The sequence below is a fragment of the Erwinia sp. MYb375 genome (assembly GCF_037479175.1).
In the GTDB taxonomy this organism is placed as follows: domain Bacteria; phylum Pseudomonadota; class Gammaproteobacteria; order Enterobacterales; family Enterobacteriaceae; genus Erwinia; species Erwinia rhapontici.
Genome location: NZ_JBBGZS010000023.1, coordinates 738,885 through 759,483, shown reverse-complemented (window position 1 = coordinate 759,483; position 20,599 = coordinate 738,885). Strand labels below are relative to the sequence as shown.

General features: G+C 53.9%; 18 protein-coding genes. 8 read left to right on the top strand and 10 right to left on the bottom strand.

The annotated features are described in order from the left end of the window. Positions 1-68: 68 nt before the first annotated feature. Entirely contained in the window at positions 69-1,082 is a 1,014-nt protein-coding gene (locus WH279_RS16465) for a LacI family DNA-binding transcriptional regulator (protein WP_339457753.1), read from the bottom strand. Between the two features lie 114 nt (positions 1,083-1,196). Between WH279_RS16465 and WH279_RS16460 the strand changes: the two genes are divergently transcribed. Continuing rightward, positions 1,197-2,027, top strand: coding sequence for an SDR family oxidoreductase (locus WH279_RS16460; protein WP_339457752.1), 831 nt, complete (start codon positions 1,197-1,199; stop codon positions 2,025-2,027). Between the two features lie 9 nt (positions 2,028-2,036). Continuing rightward, positions 2,037-3,179, top strand: coding sequence for a phytanoyl-CoA dioxygenase family protein (locus WH279_RS16455; protein ID WP_339457751.1), 1,143 nt, complete (start codon positions 2,037-2,039; stop codon positions 3,177-3,179). 153 nt (positions 3,180-3,332) lie between these two features. Here WH279_RS16455 and WH279_RS16450 read toward each other — a convergent pair whose 3' ends face one another. After that, complete coding sequence (locus tag WH279_RS16450; RefSeq protein ID WP_339457750.1) at positions 3,333-4,241, bottom strand: LysR family transcriptional regulator; 909 nt, start codon at positions 4,239-4,241, stop codon at positions 3,333-3,335. Between the two features lie 103 nt (positions 4,242-4,344). Between WH279_RS16450 and WH279_RS16445 the strand changes: the two genes are divergently transcribed. Then, positions 4,345-5,553 carry an MFS transporter gene (locus WH279_RS16445; RefSeq protein WP_339457749.1) on the top strand — a complete coding sequence of 403 codons (1,209 nt, stop codon included), beginning with the start codon at positions 4,345-4,347 and terminating at the stop codon, positions 5,551-5,553. Positions 5,554-5,738: 185 nt separating this feature from the next. Here WH279_RS16445 and WH279_RS16440 read toward each other — a convergent pair whose 3' ends face one another. The 4 genes from WH279_RS16440 to WH279_RS16425 form a co-directional block, all read right to left on the bottom strand. Continuing rightward, positions 5,739-6,353: a hypothetical protein gene (locus tag WH279_RS16440; protein WP_339457748.1), complete on the bottom strand. Its 615-nt coding sequence runs from the start codon at positions 6,351-6,353 to the stop codon at positions 5,739-5,741. After that, positions 6,325-6,855, bottom strand: coding sequence for a GDYXXLXY domain-containing protein (locus WH279_RS16435; protein ID WP_339457747.1), 531 nt, complete (start codon positions 6,853-6,855; stop codon positions 6,325-6,327). Before WH279_RS16435 ends, WH279_RS16440 begins: the two co-directional genes overlap by 29 nt. Continuing rightward, positions 6,848-9,055 carry a DUF4401 domain-containing protein gene (locus tag WH279_RS16430; protein ID WP_339457746.1) on the bottom strand — a complete coding sequence of 736 codons (2,208 nt, stop codon included), beginning with the start codon at positions 9,053-9,055 and terminating at the stop codon, positions 6,848-6,850. The genes WH279_RS16435 and WH279_RS16430 overlap by 8 nt, the downstream gene beginning before the upstream one ends. Positions 9,056-9,131: 76 nt before the next feature. Further along, a complete protein-coding gene (locus tag WH279_RS16425; RefSeq protein ID WP_339457745.1) occupies positions 9,132-9,710 on the bottom strand; it encodes a helix-turn-helix domain-containing protein in 579 nt (192 codons plus the stop codon). 63 nt (positions 9,711-9,773) lie between these two features. Here WH279_RS16425 and WH279_RS16420 point away from each other — a divergent pair, with 63 nt between their 5' ends. Beyond that, positions 9,774-10,283, top strand: coding sequence for a GNAT family N-acetyltransferase (locus tag WH279_RS16420; RefSeq protein WP_339457744.1), 510 nt, complete (start codon positions 9,774-9,776; stop codon positions 10,281-10,283). A 235-nt stretch (positions 10,284-10,518) separates the two neighbouring features. Beyond that, a complete protein-coding gene (locus WH279_RS16415; protein WP_339457743.1) occupies positions 10,519-11,415 on the top strand; it encodes a DMT family transporter in 897 nt (298 codons plus the stop codon). A 145-nt stretch (positions 11,416-11,560) separates the two neighbouring features. Here the strand turns inward: WH279_RS16415 and idnD are convergent, their stop codons facing one another. The 4 genes from idnD to WH279_RS16395 form a co-directional block, all read right to left on the bottom strand. Further along, positions 11,561-12,607 carry an L-idonate 5-dehydrogenase gene (gene idnD, locus WH279_RS16410; protein WP_339457742.1) on the bottom strand — a complete coding sequence of 349 codons (1,047 nt, stop codon included), beginning with the start codon at positions 12,605-12,607 and terminating at the stop codon, positions 11,561-11,563. Continuing rightward, positions 12,594-13,964, bottom strand: coding sequence for an MFS transporter (locus tag WH279_RS16405; protein ID WP_339457741.1), 1,371 nt, complete (start codon positions 13,962-13,964; stop codon positions 12,594-12,596). Before WH279_RS16405 ends, idnD begins: the two co-directional genes overlap by 14 nt. After that, positions 13,961-15,262: an MFS transporter gene (locus WH279_RS16400; protein ID WP_339457740.1), complete on the bottom strand. Its 1,302-nt coding sequence runs from the start codon at positions 15,260-15,262 to the stop codon at positions 13,961-13,963. The genes WH279_RS16405 and WH279_RS16400 overlap by 4 nt, the downstream gene beginning before the upstream one ends. A gap of 62 nt (positions 15,263-15,324) precedes the next feature. Continuing rightward, positions 15,325-16,092, bottom strand: a complete 768-nt coding sequence (locus tag WH279_RS16395; protein ID WP_339457739.1) for an SDR family oxidoreductase — start codon at positions 16,090-16,092, stop codon at positions 15,325-15,327. A 259-nt stretch (positions 16,093-16,351) separates the two neighbouring features. Between WH279_RS16395 and WH279_RS16390 the strand changes: the two genes are divergently transcribed. The 3 genes from WH279_RS16390 (at position 16,352) to WH279_RS16380 (ending at position 20,553) form a co-directional block, all read left to right on the top strand. Then, on the top strand, positions 16,352-17,059 hold the full coding sequence (locus WH279_RS16390) for a FadR/GntR family transcriptional regulator (RefSeq protein ID WP_171148474.1): 708 nt from the start codon (positions 16,352-16,354) through the stop codon (positions 17,057-17,059). An 88-nt stretch (positions 17,060-17,147) separates the two neighbouring features. Continuing rightward, positions 17,148-18,401, top strand: coding sequence for an enolase C-terminal domain-like protein (locus tag WH279_RS16385; RefSeq protein ID WP_339457738.1), 1,254 nt, complete (start codon positions 17,148-17,150; stop codon positions 18,399-18,401). Positions 18,402-18,591: 190 nt separating this feature from the next. Beyond that, positions 18,592-20,553, top strand: a complete 1,962-nt coding sequence (locus tag WH279_RS16380; RefSeq protein ID WP_159336646.1) for a methyl-accepting chemotaxis protein — start codon at positions 18,592-18,594, stop codon at positions 20,551-20,553. Positions 20,554-20,599: the final 46 nt, after the last annotated feature.

Genomic DNA, 20,599 nt, shown 5'->3' with positions numbered 1-20,599 from the left:
CTGGCGTACTACTTTTAGCCAAACTAGCGACAAGAATTTCGTATCAATGAGTTGCCATCGCAAGTGCTTTAAATATTGAACGGCGTGACGACAATGACGCGAGATGATGCCGTTTCATCTTCTGTTTTTGGCAAAAAACCATGAAAACGCAGGATGGCACCAAATGCAGCTCGCGCATCTTCTTGCAGATCATGGTCAATCACTGCATCCATCTCTTCAGCAGCCAGTAGCCTGCGATTCTCTTCATCAAGGTCGTGTCCAATAAAGACTTTTATGTCTCGTTGCATCGCTGAAAAAGCCTGCAAAACGGCACTATTTCCTCCGCCCACGCTGTAAACAGAATGAATCGAATGATCCTGTTCAAGCGCGGCACACATCTGTTTAAACGTCAGTGTATCGATACCGTAACCTTCACTGACAGCTTTAATCTGCAAATACGGGGCCCGCTGACTCAACGCCTGAATGAAGCCCTCCATTCGCTGCTCTTCTCCGCGAAAGCCCGTGCTGCTGATCACCACGGCGACCGTTTGCACTTCTGCAGATAGCCACCGCGACATCAGCCAGGCCGCCGTTCGGCCAGCACCTTCATTATCCATGCCGACATAACGGATCCGCTCGCTACGTGGCAAGTCAGTAACGAGCGTCACCACCGGCACGTTGATCGCCGCCAGTTCGGCAATTGCGCTCTCCAGCAAAAGGTGATCGCTTGCCTTGAGCAGGACCCCGTAGCTGTCATTGCCACAGCGGCGCAGCTCACGTTGCAGCTCCTCAGGCGCGATTTCCTCATAAATGTGGCAGCGCAGCGTCAGCCGAAAAGGCGCGAAGCTTTTAATTTGGCTGAGTAGTGCCGCTACCGTCAGCGAACTGAATCGCTCTGGCGCGTGCATCACCAGATCGATCGGTAACGTGCGACCGCTTGCCAGGCTCGCGCGCTGCTGTAATTCCAGATCGCGGATCGCCTGAGCAATCCGTCGGGCAGTGCGGGGACTTACGCTGCCGCGCTGATGCAATGCTCTGTCGACCGTGGCTTTGCTGACGCCAGACTGGGCCGCGATTTGGTTAATGGAGAATGACCTTGCCATAAATTGAGGTCTTTTTGAGGTTATGTCGACGTATTGTTAATCGAATGTAGCTGCTAAGGTCATTGTGAGCAAGCGGACAGATCTTACCTTACCCAAAATAAGAAAGGACAATAAATGAGCCCGAATGAAAGCAGCCAATTTAAAAACAAAGTGTTCGTCGTGACCGGCGGAACCCAGGGATTAGGCGCAGCCGTTGCCAGTCTTCTGGCAAATCGCGGAGCCCGGGGCATTGTGATTTGTGGTCGTAACGTTAAAGCCGGACACCAACAGGTGGATACCCTCAGTCATACCGGTTGTGAAGTGATATTTGTTGAAGCTGATATCAGTTCGCCAGAAGCCTGCGAAAAAGTGGTGGCTGCCGCAGAAACCGCGTTTGGAACCCTGCATGGGCTGGTGAACTGCGCTGGCATGTCCGATCGCGGCACCATCCTCAGCACCTCTCCGGAATTATTCGACGCGATTATGGCAGTCAACGTTCGCGCGCCTTTTTTCCTGATGCAGGCAGCGATCAAACTGATGATTGCCAAAGGCGTTGAGGGCAGCATCGTCAATATTATCACTATGACTTCTCACGGCGGCCAGAGCTTCTTAACGGCATACGCCGCATCAAAAGGTGCGCTGGTCACGCTGACCAAAAACGTGGCCTTCAGCGCCATGCGCAATCGCATCAGGGTAAACGGTCTGAACATTGGCTGGATGGATACGCCACACGAGCACGACATCCAGCGGCAATATCATGACGCTGAAGAAGACTGGCTTTCCAAAGCTGAGCAGGTGCAACCTTTTGGCCGCCTGCTGAAACCAACCGAAGTCGCGCGTGGCGTAGCATTTCTCCTTTCTGAGGAGTCAGGAATGATGACGGGTGCGGTGATCGATTTTGATCAAAGTGTGGTTGGCTGTGGTGACAACGGTGGCTTCCACCCACCGCACGCTCTGACTCTGTGAGGACAATAAATGAATAGCATCTACATTAATGACAGCCATATTTCTCTCGACGATTTCGCCACGATTTGCGCACAAACCCTGCGTAAAGACGATTTCCCGCTGGCACGTTCGGCCGAAAAAAATGTGCTGATTTATCATCGCGACGACCTGCTGGCGGCATCAACTGTCGATCGTCAGGCAATGCTGGCTGAACTTCATCGCGGATTGTCCAGCGGACCCGGCGTCCTGGTCGTTCAGGGGTTATATGGCGATGTTTCAACCGTGGATCGCAGCAGTAAAGTCTTTGAGGATATCCTGGCCTGTGAAGCGGCAAACGGCGGCGGTGGCGATCACTTTGCCAAAGCGGGCAGCAATGGGCGTATCTGGAATGCGCTGCAAAAAGTCGCGGAGCGTGATGCTGATGCCTTCATCGATTACTACAGCAATCCTTTGCTGGCGCTGATTTGTGAAGCATGGGTTGGACCCGGCTATGAAATCACAGCGCAGGTAAATCAGGTCCGTCCGGGCGGTAAAGCGCAACAGCCGCACCGGGATTACCATCTCGGTTTCCAGGTAAATGATGTGGTTGCTCGCTTCCCGTTGCCGTTGCAGATTTTGTCGCAATATCTGACGCTACAGGGCGCGGTGGCTCATAGTGATATGCCGATTGAATCAGGTCCGACGCAACTTTTACCCTGGTCGCAGCAATATGCTGAGGGATATCTGGCGTGGCGCGATCCGCGCGTTATTGAATTATTCCAGCAGCATGCCATCCAGTTGCCGCTGAAAAAAGGTGACGGGCTGTTCTTCAATCCGGCTCTGTTCCATGCCGCCGGAAATAACGTCACGCAGGATCACGTACGTACAGCCAATTTGCTGCAGGTCTCATCCGCTTTTGGCAAAACAATGGAGAAAGTGAATCACGTTAAAGTGATGGAAGCGATTTATCCAACCCTGCTGAGTAAACATTTGAGCGATGAACAGTTACAGGCAATTGTGGCGGCGAGCGGGGAAGGCTACTCCTTCCCGACCAATCTGGATACCGATCCACCACTGGGTGGCCTGGTCCCCAAAACACAACAGCAGCTGTTACTGGAAGCATTACAGCAACGTTGTTCACTGGAAGAGTTTACACGGCAATTAAACAACCACGAGAGTAAGAGAAAAGCGTAGGCGTGGTTTACATCGACATGACGCAATGCCATAAGGTTGGGTATTACGTCATACCCGTAAGGGTATCTTCACCACCCATTCTGAATTCGATAACTCTGCCATCATCAAACTGCATGAGTGCGATGGCACCGGGACTGTTAAATAATAAATTGGTCATGATATATCACTCAATTTCTGATGCATGTAATCAATGAGCGCTCGTGTTTTAGCGGGCAAGTAACGTCGATCTGAATAAAGTGCAAACAATCGCAATGGGGCTACCGATTGTTCAAACGCAATCTCAATTAACCGTCCATCGTTAATGTAGGGCTGGCAGGCTTGTTTCGATAGAATGGCAAAACCGACACCTGATACCGCCGCTCGTCCTGCCATCTCTCCACTGTTTACCCGATAATGCGCTTTAACCTTGACTGTCTCGAATCCCCCCTTTTTATTGACAAACTGCCAGGGTGCACCCTTCAGTGCACTTACTGTTGTAATACAGGGTAATTCTTCAAATTGCTGGATCTGGGTAGGGGTGCCATAACGCTGAATGACGGAGGGGGCTGCGACAATGGTGCAAGGGATAGTCACCAGATGACGGGCTATGTAGTCACTGTCATCCATCTGACCACGGGTAATAATGATCGCTAAATCCAGATCATCTCGCAGGGATTCGAAACCTGACAAATTTGTGACGCAGCTGATCTCCAGGTCCGGATACTGGCAGGCAAAATCGGCAATAACAGAACCCAGTAATGCAGGACCGACTTCATTGGGGATACAGAGGCGTAGTGGACCCTTGAATTGCATCTGCCTCAAGGTTAATTCTGTCTCAGTTTGCTCCAGGGCCTCCAGTAATGGTTTCGCCCGGATATAGAGTAAGTGCCCCGCCTGGGTGAGTTTCATATGTCGGGTACTGCGTTCAATGAGCTGAAGATTCAGTTTTTCTTCTAACTGAGAAATACAACGACTCACATTTGATGTCGGCATTTCAAGGACTTTCGCTGCCCCAACAAAACTTTCTCTTTCAACCACAGCAATGAACACTTTCAGGGTATTAAAATCAAGAGCTGGACGCATTAACTATCCCACATATGATAACAATTAGTGCCATTTTTACCATCTAATGAACAACAATGATAGCAGTTAAACTCGGATATCTTTCATCTACAGGTTGCTTGCTATGCCACTGGTCACACAGAAGTTTAATCATAAAGCCCTTATGCGGATAGCCTTTGTAATGGCTTTTATCCAGTTCACGAATGCGCTGGAATATATGATGTTCAACCCTGTTTTTGCTTTTATGGCGGCAGATTTCGCCGTTCCCGTATCATTCTCAGGCTATGTATCCGGTATGTACACATCGGGTGCTGTCATTTCGGGAATAATCGCCTTTTACTGGATTGGTCGTTTCAATAAGAAACATTTTTTAATCGCCAATATGGCACTCTTAGGCCTACTGACGTTTTTTGCGACATTTACCTCCAGTTTTAGTGTTCTGCTTACGCTACGATTCTGTGCAGGATTGGTTGGCGGTACGACAATGGGGGTGGGTATCAGTATCTTGATAAACAACGCACCGACTAACGTGCGCGGGAAAATGTTGGCGACGGTAATTGCGTCATTTTCAATGGTAAGCATTGTAGGAATGCCCACTATATTATTTTTGTGTGCACATTATGGTTGGCATGTCGCTTTGTGGTTAATAAGCATTCTGTGTTTGTTGGCGTTGCCACTGATTGTATCCATCATCCCCCACGAACCCGTCTCTTTAGACAGGTTCGACGCGCAACCTATCGATGTGGATACTTTGCTGTTCGCCTCCAGTAATGCGCTTGTACAGTTTAGTCCAATGCTGGTTATTCCTGTTATGGTGCCCTTACTGACACAGCAGTTGGGCGCTTCGCAAGACCTGTTGCCCTGGTTGTTCTTCGGCGGGGGGGTTACAGGTTACCTGTCCACAAAAATGACTGGCGTGTTAACCTTGCGTTTTTCTGCTTTGATTCTGGCGACAGGGTCAACGATAGTCTTTATATTGAGTCTGTTATTACCATTCCTGGGCTATCAGCATGCGGCGTTGTTTATTACTTTATTTCTCGGTGCATCATACAGCCGTCTGGTTTCATCTTCGGCAGTGTCTATTCAGTATCCTGATGACAGGCAACGCGCTGGATTTTCTTCATTACAGACATCGATAATGTATCTGATTACCACCGTCGCATTTTTCCTGTCTGCTTTTCTATTACCCGATTACGGTATGGCACCCCAAAATCTGAATACGTTGTTGGCGGTATGTGCAATTTCCGCATCAGGGTTCCCAATCATCGTGATCATTCTGCAAAAGAAACTGGCTAAACGTAAGATCCGGCCAGATCATCTCATCACTGATTAGCATAACGTCCGCTCCTTGCACTGAGCTGCCCATCATGACAAAGGGCAGCGTTGAGCGAGAAATGGACGGTAAAAGTGCCTTGTAAACATCCGGTAACTGTTTATTTTTATCTGGACGAAAAACGACGCTACTAGCCTATTTCTTTAACTGTCCGTATACCTCGAACCTGATTTATGCCATGCGTATCAATTCCAGTAAACCAGATAAGTCAGTGCGGCAGCTGAACATAAAGCATAGGGGCTTAAAAGCAAAACATCCGAATAAGGCGTTTCAAATATCCGGGTAACAGGCCATGCCAGTACAACCAGCCACATGAAGAGCGTAGAGAACACGATAAAAAAGCTCCCCTTTAAGGAAGCGTCAGGATAAAATCGCTTTGCAATCATGGCTAATGGCATGCCGATTATTAATGAACCCATCGTCGTCCCAATAATACTCGTCATCACGATGAAAAAATAAGTTACAATCAGACCCGGTACGGATGTGCTGCTATTTCCCCAGGAAAGATAGATTAAAACCAGCAATGAACCCACTATACTACTAAATATTGCTGATATCGTCGATTCCCTAATCAAGTTGTCGTCAATAATTTTCGGCATAATTTTCTCTACGTCTGAGCAGCTATATTTCATGCGGCGTACCCGCTTGAATTTTTCGGCATGAGGTTTGATCAAAAAACAGGCTTCAGGCACGACATCCTCTGCAGAGTCGCAGGACATTAAGGCAGCCGTCAGGTTTTTTTGTGGGCAGGCCAGTGAGTGTCTCGCATCGTTAAGGCTGAATCGCCTTTCCCTGCTCATCAAGCAGATCCGTCAGGAGTGCCGTACCATCACTCCCCACCCGGAATGCTCCGTAACGTGCCTGAGCAAAACGCTCGCCATGGCCTTCCTGAAAGAACCAGGCGTTGGTGCCGACGGTCAGCGAGCCGTCATGCTGATGGTATTTCACCCGAAGCTGATTCGGCTGCAAAGGCTCACCCTGATCAAAATGGGCCTGAGTCGCATGACGCTGCGCATCGAGGTCAACAATCAGGGTTCCGCTGGTCGGCAGGCATGGCGCTGACAGGGTCGCGCCGCAGGACTCAGCCTGTTGATACAACGTCAGCTCCAGAGGGCGGGTAAGGGCATAATTCAGCGCCATGTAATCACCCTGCATCAGGGAGCGCGGGTCAACCGGGGCAAGGGGTAAAATCATGATCACGCCTTGCTTCAGCAACTGCTCTTTTTGCCAGATGCTGACATTGACGGCCACCAGCGCCAGCGCTACTACTGCGCCAGCCAGCCATCGGCTCTGTTTATGCATTCTCACTTGCACCTCCGATCTGTGCGGGTAATATTTTTTTGACTGCCCACGCCAGCCCCAGTAAAACCAGACCGCTGACCAGCAGCAGCAGGGATTTCTGCAGCAGAATGACCTCCAGGAAGTAATACCAGCCAATAACATACAGCACCATGAAACCGCCACTTACCACCAGTAACCCCAGACTTCCCTGATAACGCGCCATCAGAATTAACCACAGTCCCAGCCCAATACCCGGTGCATAGAGGGCGGCAGCCCCGCAGATAAGCGCAGCGGGCAGTGTGATAATCGAAAATAGCAGCCGGCTGCTTTTTTTCTGAAAGATCGCACTCAACACTAAACCTGCCGCGATCCCTGTGCCTGTTGCAGACTGAAGCGTGGAAAATTGCGATTCTGACCAGAAGAAATCCGTGAGATAAGCCGCGTTTATCCCGAGGAAACTCAGTAACATCAGCCCCCCCGGAATGCCATACAGCAGCGGATGTAACGCCTCAGCATACGTTCCTGCCTGTAACCTCAACTGATGACTGACAGTCCACAGCCACAAAAATACGACCGCCGCCACCAGTACGGACACAGCAAGGTGTCCCCCCGTCGGCGACAGGTAAAGCCGGGCCAGAGAATGGCCCGCCAGCACCAGAAAAAAGGTCAGGGCAGTGATGGCCATAAACCGATAAGTGCGGTTGGGCATAGCCACCGCCATCGCGGCCAGGATCGGTAATGCAGTGAGTGAACTCAGCATAATAAAGCTGGCATCATTGCTCTGAATTTGCAGCAGAACGCCGGATATCAGCCCGCACGTTGCCGCAATCGCCCATGCCAGTCCGAGGTGATGATGACCGTCACGCTGACTGCTTAACAGGACATGCGCAATGGCGGCGAGCAGCAGCGAAGGAATAATAAGGGTGGCAGCATTCGGGTCTTCGAGCATATCAGCGACATAGAGCATCAGTATCATCAGTAACAGAATGATGACCGCTGCGACCCAGCCTCCGACGCTTAGCGCCAGCCTCAGATACCAGGGCAGGTCGGACGCGTGACCGCGTTGCTGAATTTCCTCAACCTGCGAGGCGCTCAGCAAACCCTCCTGACGCAAAGTGTCCGTGAGTAAGGTCAGCCTGGCCGGAACCCGATCGATCGGCCCTTTATCAACCAGTTTGCGATGCCACTTCAGCAGGATCGAACCATTTACCCCCATCCAGAATGCCATCAGGGCGCCGGTCAAAAACAGATCACCCGTATCGTAGGCTGAAAGAAATAACTGCATGATTAGCGCACAGCCAACAACGGTCAGGCTGGCGATGCCCAGCGTCAGCATGCAGAGATCCTGATAGCGGAAACGGTAGAGGTAATAACCTGCCAGCAGGATGATCACCCAGCCGCCCGTGATATAAGGAAGGGGAATACCGCCGCCCCAGTCAGAGAGGTTCCCGGCCACGATGCCGGTCAGCAGCAGCAGTAAAAATCCCGCCATGACTCGCGAGAACCAGCGGCTTGCCAGCCAGCTCTCGGGGTGATGCGTTATCGCCCGCCAGGCCAGCGCTTCCCTGACAATCAGGCAGGCTGCCAGCAACGCCAGATACCCGTGGAGCATAACCGACGGCAGCCTGGTTAAACTGTCAGACACGGCGAGATCCAGCAGTGACGTCGGCAGCGTGTTGTAGTAGAACTGGAACGCCAGGTTAGCGACCAGCCAGCTGCAAAACCACAGGCTGTTTTGCCGGGCAATCAGCGCCAGCGGCAGAAGAACGCATAACCAGGCCCGGAATAGCTCCCAACTGTCAGCACCGGTCTGATAAATCTGTCCATACAGCGCAAACAGGGCGCCGAAACTTAACCCTGTCGCCAGCAATGCGCTGCGTGCCAGCGTGCTGTACCAGCGCCACCAGACCACCGCCGCCAGCGCGACGATCAGCAGCTCGACCAGGGCAAATTTCGCCATTTTTGGCAGCCAGGCCCAGTTCCAGGCAACAAAGAACACTGCTCCGGCAACCAGCGACAATAATCCCAGACAGGAAAGAACCGTAATAAGAAACTGACGCCACTGAGCATCTGACGGTCTGATTCCACAAAAAGCATAGATACGCTGGCAGGTCTCCGGGGTCAGGCTTCCTCCTCTCACCAGGCGTGCGATCTGTCGGCAAAGATACTCTGCCGTCCGTGACGGCATGCCGGTGATGCCAACGGGTGCAAGCTCCCTCATACTTTCCCTGCCTCTGTTTGCGGTATGACTTTGATAAGTGTGTCATGAAATTGCTGTGGGGCTCAATGGGTTCTGTTCATGCAGGCTTTAGCACCACCACCGCATATCGGCATATCTCATCAGTCTCATTTTTGAAAACACAATCAGCCGGATCGCCTACCTCCAGACAATCCCCCGTGGACATTTTAAACGTATGCGCACCTTCTTCAAACGTCAGCCTGCCTTCGAGCACCCATATGAGCTGATGACGGGAAAGGTAGGCAATGGCCGGCATGGGCACCGCAGTATGGGCCGGAAGATCGATGCTGACCAGGTCGACAGGAATATGACCCGGTGAAACGTGGCGGCGAATATAACCGGTTTCGGGATCCTGCCAGACAGGCTGATTTTCAAACGTGACCAGCGTACCCGGACGTACTTCTGTCAGGGCAATGAGATGCGACATTGACATATCGAATGCGCCTGAAAGTCGAGCCAGCAGCGTCGCTGTGGGGCTGCTTTCTCCGCGTTCTATTTTGTGGATCATGGCGCGCGAGACGCCGGAACACTCGGCCAGCTCTGTGAGCGACCATCCTCTGGCTTCTCTTTCCTGCCGCACTTTCTCACCGATACGTGCATTAAGGTTGTCTTCTTTATTGGACATTTCATCTGACATAGTGGATAACTACAATAGTGTACGATTCATCTACTTTAGTGAATGACAAGAGGGGTGTCTACCATGCTTATTCGTTCTGCCCGAGAAAGTGACGCTGAAATGATTGCGGAAATTTATAACGACGCGGTACTGAACACCACCGCGATCTGGAATGAAAAAACCGTCGATCCGCTAAACCGGATTAAGTGGCTTAATGACCGGCATGATGCCGGTTTTCCTGTCATCGTGGCGGTGGATAACACCGATATCGTGCAGGGATACGCGTCTTATGGTGACTGGCGTCCCTGGGACGGTTACAGACACACCGTTGAACACTCTGTCTATGTTCATAAAAGTGCCCGTGGAAAGGGGGCAGGCACAGTGCTGATGCAGGAACTCGTCAGACTGGCGACAGAGCAGGGTAAGCATGTCATGGTGGCAGGGATTGAGTCTGAAAACACGGCATCCATCTCGCTACACAAAAAACTGGGCTTCTCCGAAGCAGGCCGTGTTTCTGAGGTCGGGAGCAAATTTGGCAGATGGCTGGACCTGACCTTTTTGCAATTGCGTCTGGATGCGCGCGAAGCCCCCTGAAGGGCATGTGTCATGAGTATCATCCGTCGTTTTAAGGTTTCTGGATTGACGGTGTCGATCCAGAACCGCATTCAAGAGGCATACCAGGATGATGTTCAATATATTCCCTGTGTCGCATAAGCCAGGCTTTCAGGTGTTCGCACGGAGTCAGATTGCGGTTATAAAGCGTTGCTGCTCTCATGTCCGTAAATGAGGCAAAATAAGCATTCACCGTTGCACAGACAGAGGAAAGACCATGCCACCCTGGAAAGCCATTACACCGCGCACGTCGGGACTCATTCTGGTGCTTTCATCAGCCATTCTGTGGAGCACGGCAGGTATTTTCGTGAGACAACTCGATATGAACACCTGGGCTATAGTCGCCTGGCGCTCCCTGTTTGCTTTCCTGTCACTTGGCCTGTTACTGGCGGTGTGCGGTAACCTGCGCCACTTTTCGTTCCGGCGCGATTTAGGGTTACCAGGTTTGATAACCGCTGCAGTTATGGCTTCATCAATGTTTTGTTACGTGGCGGCGTTGAAACTGACCAGCGTGGCCGGTGTGATGACGGTCTATGCCACCATTCCTTTCTTTGCTATGGGGTTTGGCTGGCTCATGCTCCGGGAAAAAATCACAAAACGTGCGCTACTGGCTGCGGTGGTGAGCCTGTCGGGTGTCATCCTGATGGCCACTTCAGCGGTGGGGCCGGGCGATATCCAGGGTAATCTGTTGGCTCTGACGATGACGGCGGGCTTTGCTGCAAGCATAGTGATGTCAGGCAAGTGGCCAGAGATGAACCTGCCAGCCGTAACTGCCCTGGCCTGCGCACTTTGTGGCGCATTCTGTTTTATCATGATGCCTCGCGGTCTCCCCCTTCCTGGTCTGAAGGATATAGGATGGCTGCTGGTTTTTGCGCTTGCCACTCAAAGTTTGAGTTATCTGCTGTTTATGGTTGGAAGCCGGTATGTCGCCTCGGCAGAGGCGAGCTTGATTGCCCAGGTCGACATCGTGCTGGGCCCCTTCTGGGTCTGGCTATTTGTTAGCGAACTGCCAACCCGATACACGTTACTGGGCGGGAGCATAACCTTCATTGCTGTCACTCTTTATCTTGCGAGTGAATATTATCTTAAAAGAAAAATTCAAAAGTCTGGCTGAGGGATAACGCTGCTTCTTTCACAGGGCCAGATCGCGTGCTTTAGCTAAAAGGCATTGGCATCATCAACAAGGAGGTGTGCGACAGGATAGGAAGTCGCTTAACGTGCTGTAACCGCAGGCGGCCCGGAGCGGGCCGCCCGTGGCATCAGGCAAATACCACCTGAACTTTAGCCGCCCGGGATTTATCGGCGGCCATCTCCAGCGCCTCGACAATTTGCTGCTGTGGGAACTCGGCAGAGAGCAGGGGCAGGGGATTGATGCGGCCGCTCTCCAGCCATTGCACCGCCAGGCGGAACTCATCGATAAAGCGGAACGATCCTGCCAGCGTAATCTCCTTCACCAGCAGCGGGCCGAGCGGGAAGTCCAGCGAGGCTGCCCCCATGCCCAACTGCACAATGCGCCCTTTAGGGCGCGTGAAACCGACGGTGGAAGCAATCGCCGCCGGGGCGCCAGAGGCCTCGAAGCACAGATCGAAATAGCCGCCATCCTCCTGCCAGCCTGCCGTCAAGGCGCTATCCGTCGGGTCAATGGCGCGCGTTGCGCCCATCTCCAGTGCCAGCTCGCGGCAGCGGGCGCTCATATCGGTGGCAACAATTTCTCCGGCGCCAGCGGCAAAAGCCGCCGCCATCACCAGGCAGCCTATGGGGCCAGAGCCGGTCACCAGCACTTTTTTTCCCACCAGATCGCCGGCCTGATGAATGGCATGCAGCGCGACTGCCAGCGGTTCGGCAAAAGCCACCACTTTAGGATCCACATGGTCGGAGAAGGGGATGCACTGCGCGGGGCTGACCGCCACATAGCTGGCAAAGCCGCCGTTCACATGGGGGAAGAACTGCGCGCTGCCCATAAATTTCATCGTGCGGCACAGGTTCTGCTTACCCTCCAGGCACAGCACGCAGCGATTGCAGGGCTGCGACGGATTGATCGCCACACATTGCCCGGCGCGCAGGCCACTTTCTAAGGGGGCCAGTTCAATGCGGCCGACAAACTCATGCCCCAGGATCAGCGGCTGTTTGAGAACCGACATGCCTGCGCGGCCGTGCTGGTAATAGTGGATATCGGAACCACAAATGCCGCCGCGTTCAACCTTCACCAGCACCTGATGATCGTCCCACGTCAGTGAACGGGTTTCATTACTGACGTGATGCGCCGCGCTGACGACGCTGGCCAGGATCGCTTTACTGTTCTGCATGATTTTCCCTCAGTGTGTTGACCGGTTTAGTGGATGACGTGTCGTCATCCGGCAACGCAATCACGTCGATTTTGCCGACCAGGAACAGGTACGCCAGGAAGCCCATCAGCGCCACGGCGGCGATGTACCACATGGCGTACTGGAAGTTATGGGTGCGTTCGAGGATCACACCGATCACAATCGGGCTGATAATCCCCGACAGGTTGCCAAAGATATTGAGGAAACCGCCGAGCGTGCCAATCAGATGGCGCGGGATAACATCACTGCACACCACCCAACCGAGGTTAGAGAAGGCGTTGGCGAAGAACGCCACTGACAAAATGGCAATAGCAATCGTCGGGCTATCCTGGAAGAAGTTGACCAGTGCGATGGAGGTGGTCACCAGCAAACCGGACATGACCGGCAGCTTGCGGGCAAAGGTGCGCGAATAGCCTTTTTTCAGCAGCATATCGCTTAATGTGCCGCCACACAGTACACCTGCCATCGCCATCAGATAGGGGAACATCGCACCGATCCCGGCCTTAGCAATTGACAGACCCAGCCCTTTCTCCAGATAAACGATAAACCAGGTGAGGAAGAAGTAGAGGGTGGATGAGGCAGCGAACTGTGCGATAAACAGTCCCCATACCGTGCGCTGGCGCAGGATATGCTTCACGCTGGCCCAGTTCACCTTGCCGCTGCTGCCCTGCTGATTCTGTGACCCATAGCCGCCGCCATCGCGAATGTAATCCAGCTCAGCCTGATTCACCGTTTTGCTGTGCTGCGGGTCGCGATAGGCAATCAGCCAGTAGATGCCGAACACAATGCCGATAGCGCCGGAGAGATAAAATGACATTTCCCAGCCGTATTCCGCGACAATAAAGGAGAGCAGGGGCGTCAGCAGCGCCAGGCCAATGTATTGCGCACTGGAGTAGAACGCGGTGGCACGGGCACGTTCATGGTCCGGGAACCAGGTGGCAATGATCTTGGTATTGGAAGGGAAAGAAGGCGCTTCTGCTACGCCGATCAGCGCCCGGCAAACCAGCAGCATGGCGAATGAGGCGCTGGCGGTGGCAAACAGATGATGCGAAGCAAACCCCATCACGAAGGTGAACAGGCTCCACAGCACAATAGCGCTACCGTAGAGAATGCGCGATCCCACGCGGTCAAGAATATAGCCCACCGGGATCTGGCTCATGGCGTAGAACCAGGTAAACATTGAAAACAGCAGACCAAGCTGAGTGGGTGTCAGGGCGAACTCGCCCTGAATATGGGAACCGGCCACCGACAAATTGGCGCGGTCCATGTAGTTTATTGCCGTGACCACAAACAGCATCAGCAGGATCGACAGGCGTGAACGGGTGGGTTTGACAGTCATTCAGCCCCCTTCGCGGCATGCAGGGCAGGGGTTGATGACGAGGAGTGGCTACTAAACGTGGTCAGTGCCGCCAGCAGCACGGCGACGACCAGCGAACCGCCCATAAAGATGTAGGAGGCCGCCGGGCTTCCGGTCAGGCCATTGAGGTAGCCGACGATCCAGGCACCCACGAAGGAGCCGAGTGCGCCAAAACAGACCACAAAGGACATCGCTCCGGCGACCACGTTACGTGGGATCATCTCAGGGATCGCCGCAAAGAATGGACCGTACGGGGTGTACATCGCCCCCCCGGCAATCACCAGCAGTCCCCAGGAGAGCCAGAAGTGGGTGGCACCCAGTGTGAACGAGGCGATAAAGCACACGGCACCCAGGCCGAGAAACACCAGTACAATCGCTTTACGTTGCTGATATTTATCCGAGAACCACGAGGCAGTGAGCATCAGCGGTACGGCCAGCAGGTAAGGGGCTGCGGAGAGCCAGCCCGTGGCGACAATGCCCATGCCGGAGGCGGTTTTCAACATTGACGGCAGCCACATAATGAAGCTGTACATGCCGATGTTCCAGAAAAAGTGAATAAACGCCAGTGCCAGCACCTTCGGTGAACGGAAGGCTTCACGGTAGTTTTTCACCGGCTTGATTGCCTGTTGCTCAGCCGCCAGCGCCTGTTCGATGGCGCGTTTTTCCGCATCATTCAGCCATTTTGCATCGCGAGGACGGTCGGCGTATACCAGCCACCAGATCCCGGCCCACAGAATGGCGGGTACGCCTTCGATAATAAACATCCCACGCCAGCCAAAGGCGTTAACCAGATAGCCGGAGAGAATGGACATCCACAGCACCGTGATCGGGTTACCGAGGAATAAGAAAGTGTTGGCTTTTGAGCGCTCTTCGCGGGTAAACCAGTGACTGAGGAAAATCAGCATGGCGGGCATGACTACGCTTTCGGCCACGCCCAGCAGGAAGCGGATCACTGCCAGCGCTAACACGCTATGCACCATCCCGGTGGCGGTAGCGAGTGCCCCCCAGAGGATCAGACTCCAGAAGATCAGCCGTTTGGCAGAGTGTTTTTCCGCATAAATGCCACCGGGCACCTGGAAGAAAAAGTAGCCGAGAAAAAACAGTGCGCCGAGCAGGGAAGAGATACCCGGCGTGATATTCAGATCCTCCGCCAGACCCGCCGCCGCACCGAAGCCGTAATTGGCACGGTCGAGATAGGCGAGGCTGTAGGTAATAAACGCAATGGGGATCAGTTTCCCCCAGCGACGGGTGGGTAATGCCCCTGCAATTGCCTGATTCATATTGCTGACCTCTGTTGTAAGGATGGGTTGAGTCTTAACGCTCAACTCCGGGTAAGGTGCCTCTACAGTGTGGCGAGCCAGCCGCCATCGACGTAAATCATCTGGCCGTTAACGTAGTTGGACGCGGAAGAGGAGAGGTACACGGCGGTGCCGATCAGCTCTTCCGGCAGGCCCCAGCGGCCCGATGGATTACTGCTGCGCACCCACTGGTCAAACTCTTTGTTCTCCACCAGCGCCTGATTCATATCGGTGAGGATGTAGCCCGGGCCAATGCCATTGGTCTGGATGTTGTATTGCGCCCACTCCGCCGCCATGGATTTTGTCAGCAGCTTGATGCCGCCCTTGGCCGCGGTGTAAGGGGCCACGGTGGCGCGGGCCGCTTCGCTGGTGAGCGATCCGATATTGATAATCTTGCCGCCCTGGTTGCGCGCCACCATTCGCGTGGCCGCTGCGCGTGAGACAATAAAGGCGCTGGTGAGATTGATATCCAGCACGCGCTGCCAGTCGCTGAGTGCCAGTTCCAGCATCGGTTTACGAAACTGAATCCCGGCGTTATTGATCAAGATATCCACCGCGACCTGCTCCTGGTCGAGCTGGCTGAACATCGCTTCGACGGCAGTTTCATCGGCCACATTAAACAGAAAACCTCTGGCCTGAGCCCCCTGAGACGCCAGCGTGTCGAGGGCCTTTTGCAGATGCTCTGGCTGTGTGCCATTAACGATCACGGATGCCCCGGCCGCCGCGAGTCCCCGGGCATACGCCAGCCCAAGGCCGCGGGTTGATCCAGTGATCAGTGCTGTTTTACCGTGAAGAGAGAAGAGGGAAGACATAATGGCTCCAGATAACGTGATATGTAACATGACTAACAAGTTGTGAGATAAGATCTACGTGATGGCGTGGAAATCGGCAATGAAGTGATAATAAAAATGTCGACTATGTCACAACATCGGCGTAACTTTTTAGCCTAAAACAACCTAATTCCATTAAAAACAGTGGTTTAATTATTTCTCAGCAACGCCTTGCCAATCATGGTGGGACAATGTTAAAACTAGATCCAGCTTGTAGGACAGGTATGAAGAGAGGAAGCCGGTGACTCTGGAAAGCGTGCAGAAGCACAATGTCGTGAATTTGATTTACGAACAGATGAAGCAAAATATTCAGGATGGCGTGTGGGAACCGGGCTGCAAATTGCCATCAGAGGCAGAGCTGACCGCCACCTTTAACGTTAGCCGCGTCAGCGTGCGCAGTGCGGTGCAGAAGTTACGCGACCTCGGCGTGGTCATCACCCATCAGGGGAAGGGCACCTATGTCACGCGGGACGTGGCGCGCTATGGGGCATTCAGCGACAATCAGCCGATCCTGCATCTGTCACAGGAAGAGTTTGATGATATGCGGGTTTTCCGCCAAACCGTCGAGTTTCGCTGTATGGATCTGGCGGTGGTGAATGCCAACGATGAAGATATTCAGCGACTGGAACAGGCGCTGAATCGGATGCTGGTGAGTAAAGACGACTACAAAAAATACTCGCAGGCTGACTACGATTTTCACCTGGCCATTGTAAAAGCGTCCCATAACAAGGTGTTTATCCATGTGATGGAGTCGCTAAAAAACATCTACATCCACTACCTGGAGGAGCTGAACCGGGTGCTGGGCATTACGCTGGAGAGCGTGGAAGCGCACATAAAAGTGTTTATGGCGCTGAAAAACCGCGATGCGGCCACCGCCAGCGATACGCTGAACAGTGCGATGGCGCATAACGTCAACGCCATCGAGGGAGTGAAATCCGGCGAGAAATAAACGCCCACATAAAGCCTCTTAACCGGGGCTTTATTTAATCTTATACCTGTAGGACATCATACATCATTGCGGTGATTTGGAGACATTTATGGAAACGTTGAAAATAACCAATATCAGAACCCTGCTGACTGCACCGGGCGGCATCGATCTGGTCGTGGTCAAAGTCGAAACCAACCAGCCGGGTCTGTATGGACTGGGCTGTGCCACCTTTACGCAGCGCATCTTCGCCGTGGAAGCCGCCATCGAAAACTATATGCGTCCATTCCTGCTGGGCAAAGATCCGCTGCGTACTGAAGATATCTGGCAGTCGGCGGCGGTCAGCGGCTACTGGCGCAGTGGTCCGGTCATGAACAACGCGCTGTCCGGGATTGATATGGCGCTGTGGGACATTAAAGGCAAAGTCGCGGGTCTGCCGGTGTATCAACTGCTCGGCGGAAAATGCCGTGATGCCATTCCGCTCTACCGTCATTGCGACGGGGCTGACGAGGTGGAAGTGGAAGACAACATACGGGCGCGGATGGAAGAGGGCTACCAATATGTGCGTTGCCAGATGGGAATGTACGGCGGCGCAGGTACCGACGATCTGCGGCTGATTGCCGGGAAGCTGGCCAAAGCACGGAATATTCAGCCGAAGGTGTCGCCACGCAGCCAGACGCCGGGGATCTACTTCGACCCCGATGCCTACGCGCGCGCGGTGCCGCGTCTGTTTGACCATCTGCGCAATAAGCTGGGTTTCGGCGTGGAATTTATTCATGATGTGCACGAGCGTATCGCGCCGATTGCCTCTGTGCAGATGGCGAAAAGCCTTGAGCCATATCAGCTGTTCTTCCTGGAAGATCCGGTGGCACCGGAAAATCTCGACTGGCTGAAAATGATCCGGGCACAGAGCAGTACGCCGATTTCGATGGGGGAACTCTTCACAAATATCAATGAGTGGAAACCGCTGATCCAGCAGCAGCTGATCGACTTTATCCGCTGTCACGTCAGCACCATTGGCGGCATTACCCCGGCGAAAAAGCTGGCGACCTACGCCGAGCTGCACGGCGTGCGCACCGCATGGCACGGCCCTGGCGATATTTCTCCGGTTGGCGTGGCGGCCAATATGCACCTGGATATGAGCGTGACCAATCTGGGAATTCAGGAATACACCCCGATGAATGATGCGCTGGTGGAGGTATTCCCGGGATGCCCGGAAATCGATCGCGGTTACGCCTATCTCAGCGACCGTCCAGGGCTGGGCATTGATATTGATGAAGAAAAAGCGAAACGCTATCCGGTGAGCGGTGGCCTGCCGGACTGGACCAATGCGCGCCTGCCGGACGGTAGCGCTGCACGCCCCTGATCCCACCTCAACAGGGCGGCGGCGAGGTTGCCGTCCTGTCATCCTTTGTTACCCTTGCCGTTAAGACTTTTCCCTCTTTGTGCCGATAACCCCCCCGCATGGCAGCGGAGGTAACATCGCCGTTCTGCCGCATCACCTGTGACGGATTACTTAGATCAATAAACTATCGTCAGCACTTAAGTAGGCAACAATGAGTCAATCTTCTTTCTGGAACACGGCCGCCCGGCTGAAAAGAAGCGGCAGTCAGCCGCGCGCGGGTGTCTTTGATTCCAGCCAACCCCCGGTGAGTATGAATGCGCTGGGGTTGAGCCGTAACAGCGCCGGCCTGCTGTTAAGTTTTGTTCCCCCTTTTGCGGAATTCAGCCGTGTCAGTCAGGCATGGCAGAGCCTTAACGGTACGCGCCGCAGCGTGGTGACCCTCTCTTCCAACGGTGCATTGTGCAGCGGTCGCGGGCAGAGCACCTATTGTGATGGCGCAAGCCAGCAGGGGAGCTGGCTCTGGCTGCCGGAATCTCTGATCGCCCGGCATGAAGTGCATGAAGTCGACCTGCATGTGCAGGATACGCAGACCGCCCAGCAGCGCGTGAGCGCGATCCAGCACGAGCTGGAGCGGGTTGTGGTGAATATGCCGCTCTCGGCCGATCGTACCTTTGCGCTCATTTTCTGTGATGGCTTATCCGCTTCCGAAGGGTTCCTGATGCAGGCATGGTATGCGTCCGGGCGTTTCCCGTGCCTGGCGATTGGCGGCTCTGCGGGCGGAACGCTGGATTTCGACGGCACCTGGATTGGCAATGGCGGGCGGATATTGCAGGGCAAGGCGGTGATCGTCTTTTGCCAGATGGCGGAAGGAAAGTCGTTTGCGCCGTTTAAAAGCCAGAACTTTGAGCCCACTCAGCAGAGCTGGCTGGTGGCCGAAGCCGATCCCGTGGCACGCACCGTCTCGTCGCTGTTTGATGCCCAGGGGCGGCAGCACAATGTGATTGAAGCCCTGTGCGCACGTTTGCAGTGTGTTCCCGCTGATTTACAGGCCCGTCTTCAGGGACTGACGTTTGCCGTAAAAGTGGAGGAAGAGTTCTTTATTCGCTCCATCGCTAAAATCTTGCCGGATCGCATCCAGTTCTTCTGCGATCTGGAGTTTGGTGACCGTCTGCATCTGTTGAAAGAGACCGATTTTGCCAGCGCCACGCGCACCGACTGGGAGACGTTCACCGCACAATACGGCCAGCCCGCAGCCATGCTGCTGAACGACTGCGTTCTGCGCCGCGTCGGTAATCAGGCCCGCCTGCCGCAGTCGCACTTCTTCAGCGGGATCCCGTCTGCCGGCTTCTCCAGTTTCGGTGAAATCCTCGGTGTTCCGATTAACCAGACGCTGTCGGCACTGGCGTTCTTTAACCGTCCGTCCGATGCGATGCGTAACTTCCCGGTGCAGTATGCCGCGTACGCCAGCCATTATGCCCAGCGCGCGCTGCGTCGCTGGGAAGCGCTGAATACGCTGCAAACGCGCATTGTGAACCAGGTGGTGGAGTATCAACAAAAGCTGGACCCGTTGATGAAATCGCTACCGTTGCTGGAAAATGCCACCCGCAGTCAGAGCGATGCGCTGAAGGCGGCGGAAAGTAATATCCGCTCCATCAGTGATGCCGCGCTGCACAGCCAGCAGGCCCAGCACCAGCTCAGCGCCGGGCTGGATGAGCTGGAAACCATCTCTTCCGGCATTACCACGATTAACAGCGGCATCAGCAATATTGCCTTCCAGACCAATATTCTGGCGCTGAATGCCGCAGTGGAAGCCGCACGCGCCGGGGAAGCTGGGCGCGGTTTTGCCGTAGTGGCAAGCGAAGTGCGCCGTCTGGCACAGTCATCGAAAGATCAGGCCGATGCCACCTCACACAGCATCAGCGATGCCGTCAGTACCATTTTGCACATCAGAAAGGTCGCGGTGGATACGGTAGAAAGTGCCAGGCAGATGGCGCAGGAGAGTATCGACGCGGCTAACGCCATTGCGGAGATGAGCAGCCAGACGGCCAATGAGCGTAAAAGCATCAGCGAAAATCTGGACAAACTGAGCGAGATGACCTCCGGTATTGATGCCATGCAGGAAGCCGTGGCCCAACTGAAGGTGTTGCAGAAACTGGTGGTAACGAAAGCATGACGGTGTCACCTTAATAACGACAAAAAGCCCCGAAAGGGGCTTTTTT

Coding starts and splice junctions, on each gene's coding strand:
- WH279_RS16380 (WP_159336646.1), top strand. CDS start 18,592: ATGAGTCAATCTTCTTTCTGGAACACGGCCGCCCGGCTGAAAAGAAGC.
- WH279_RS16445 (WP_339457749.1), top strand. CDS start 4,345: ATGCCACTGGTCACACAGAAGTTTAATCATAAAGCCCTTATGCGGATA.
- WH279_RS16430 (WP_339457746.1), bottom strand. CDS start 9,055: ATGAGGGAGCTTGCACCCGTTGGCATCACCGGCATGCCGTCACGGACG.
- WH279_RS16450 (WP_339457750.1), bottom strand. CDS start 4,241: ATGCGTCCAGCTCTTGATTTTAATACCCTGAAAGTGTTCATTGCTGTG.
- WH279_RS16425 (WP_339457745.1), bottom strand. CDS start 9,710: ATGTCAGATGAAATGTCCAATAAAGAAGACAACCTTAATGCACGTATC.
- WH279_RS16420 (WP_339457744.1), top strand. CDS start 9,774: ATGCTTATTCGTTCTGCCCGAGAAAGTGACGCTGAAATGATTGCGGAA.
- WH279_RS16440 (WP_339457748.1), bottom strand. CDS start 6,353: ATGAGCAGGGAAAGGCGATTCAGCCTTAACGATGCGAGACACTCACTG.
- WH279_RS16415 (WP_339457743.1), top strand. CDS start 10,519: ATGCCACCCTGGAAAGCCATTACACCGCGCACGTCGGGACTCATTCTG.
- WH279_RS16435 (WP_339457747.1), bottom strand. CDS start 6,855: ATGCATAAACAGAGCCGATGGCTGGCTGGCGCAGTAGTAGCGCTGGCG.
- WH279_RS16395 (WP_339457739.1), bottom strand. CDS start 16,092: ATGTCTTCCCTCTTCTCTCTTCACGGTAAAACAGCACTGATCACTGGA.
- WH279_RS16455 (WP_339457751.1), top strand. CDS start 2,037: ATGAATAGCATCTACATTAATGACAGCCATATTTCTCTCGACGATTTC.
- WH279_RS16465 (WP_339457753.1), bottom strand. CDS start 1,082: ATGGCAAGGTCATTCTCCATTAACCAAATCGCGGCCCAGTCTGGCGTC.
- WH279_RS16385 (WP_339457738.1), top strand. CDS start 17,148: ATGGAAACGTTGAAAATAACCAATATCAGAACCCTGCTGACTGCACCG.
- WH279_RS16400 (WP_339457740.1), bottom strand. CDS start 15,262: ATGAATCAGGCAATTGCAGGGGCATTACCCACCCGTCGCTGGGGGAAA.
- WH279_RS16460 (WP_339457752.1), top strand. CDS start 1,197: ATGAGCCCGAATGAAAGCAGCCAATTTAAAAACAAAGTGTTCGTCGTG.
- WH279_RS16405 (WP_339457741.1), bottom strand. CDS start 13,964: ATGACTGTCAAACCCACCCGTTCACGCCTGTCGATCCTGCTGATGCTG.
- idnD (WP_339457742.1), bottom strand. CDS start 12,607: ATGCAGAACAGTAAAGCGATCCTGGCCAGCGTCGTCAGCGCGGCGCAT.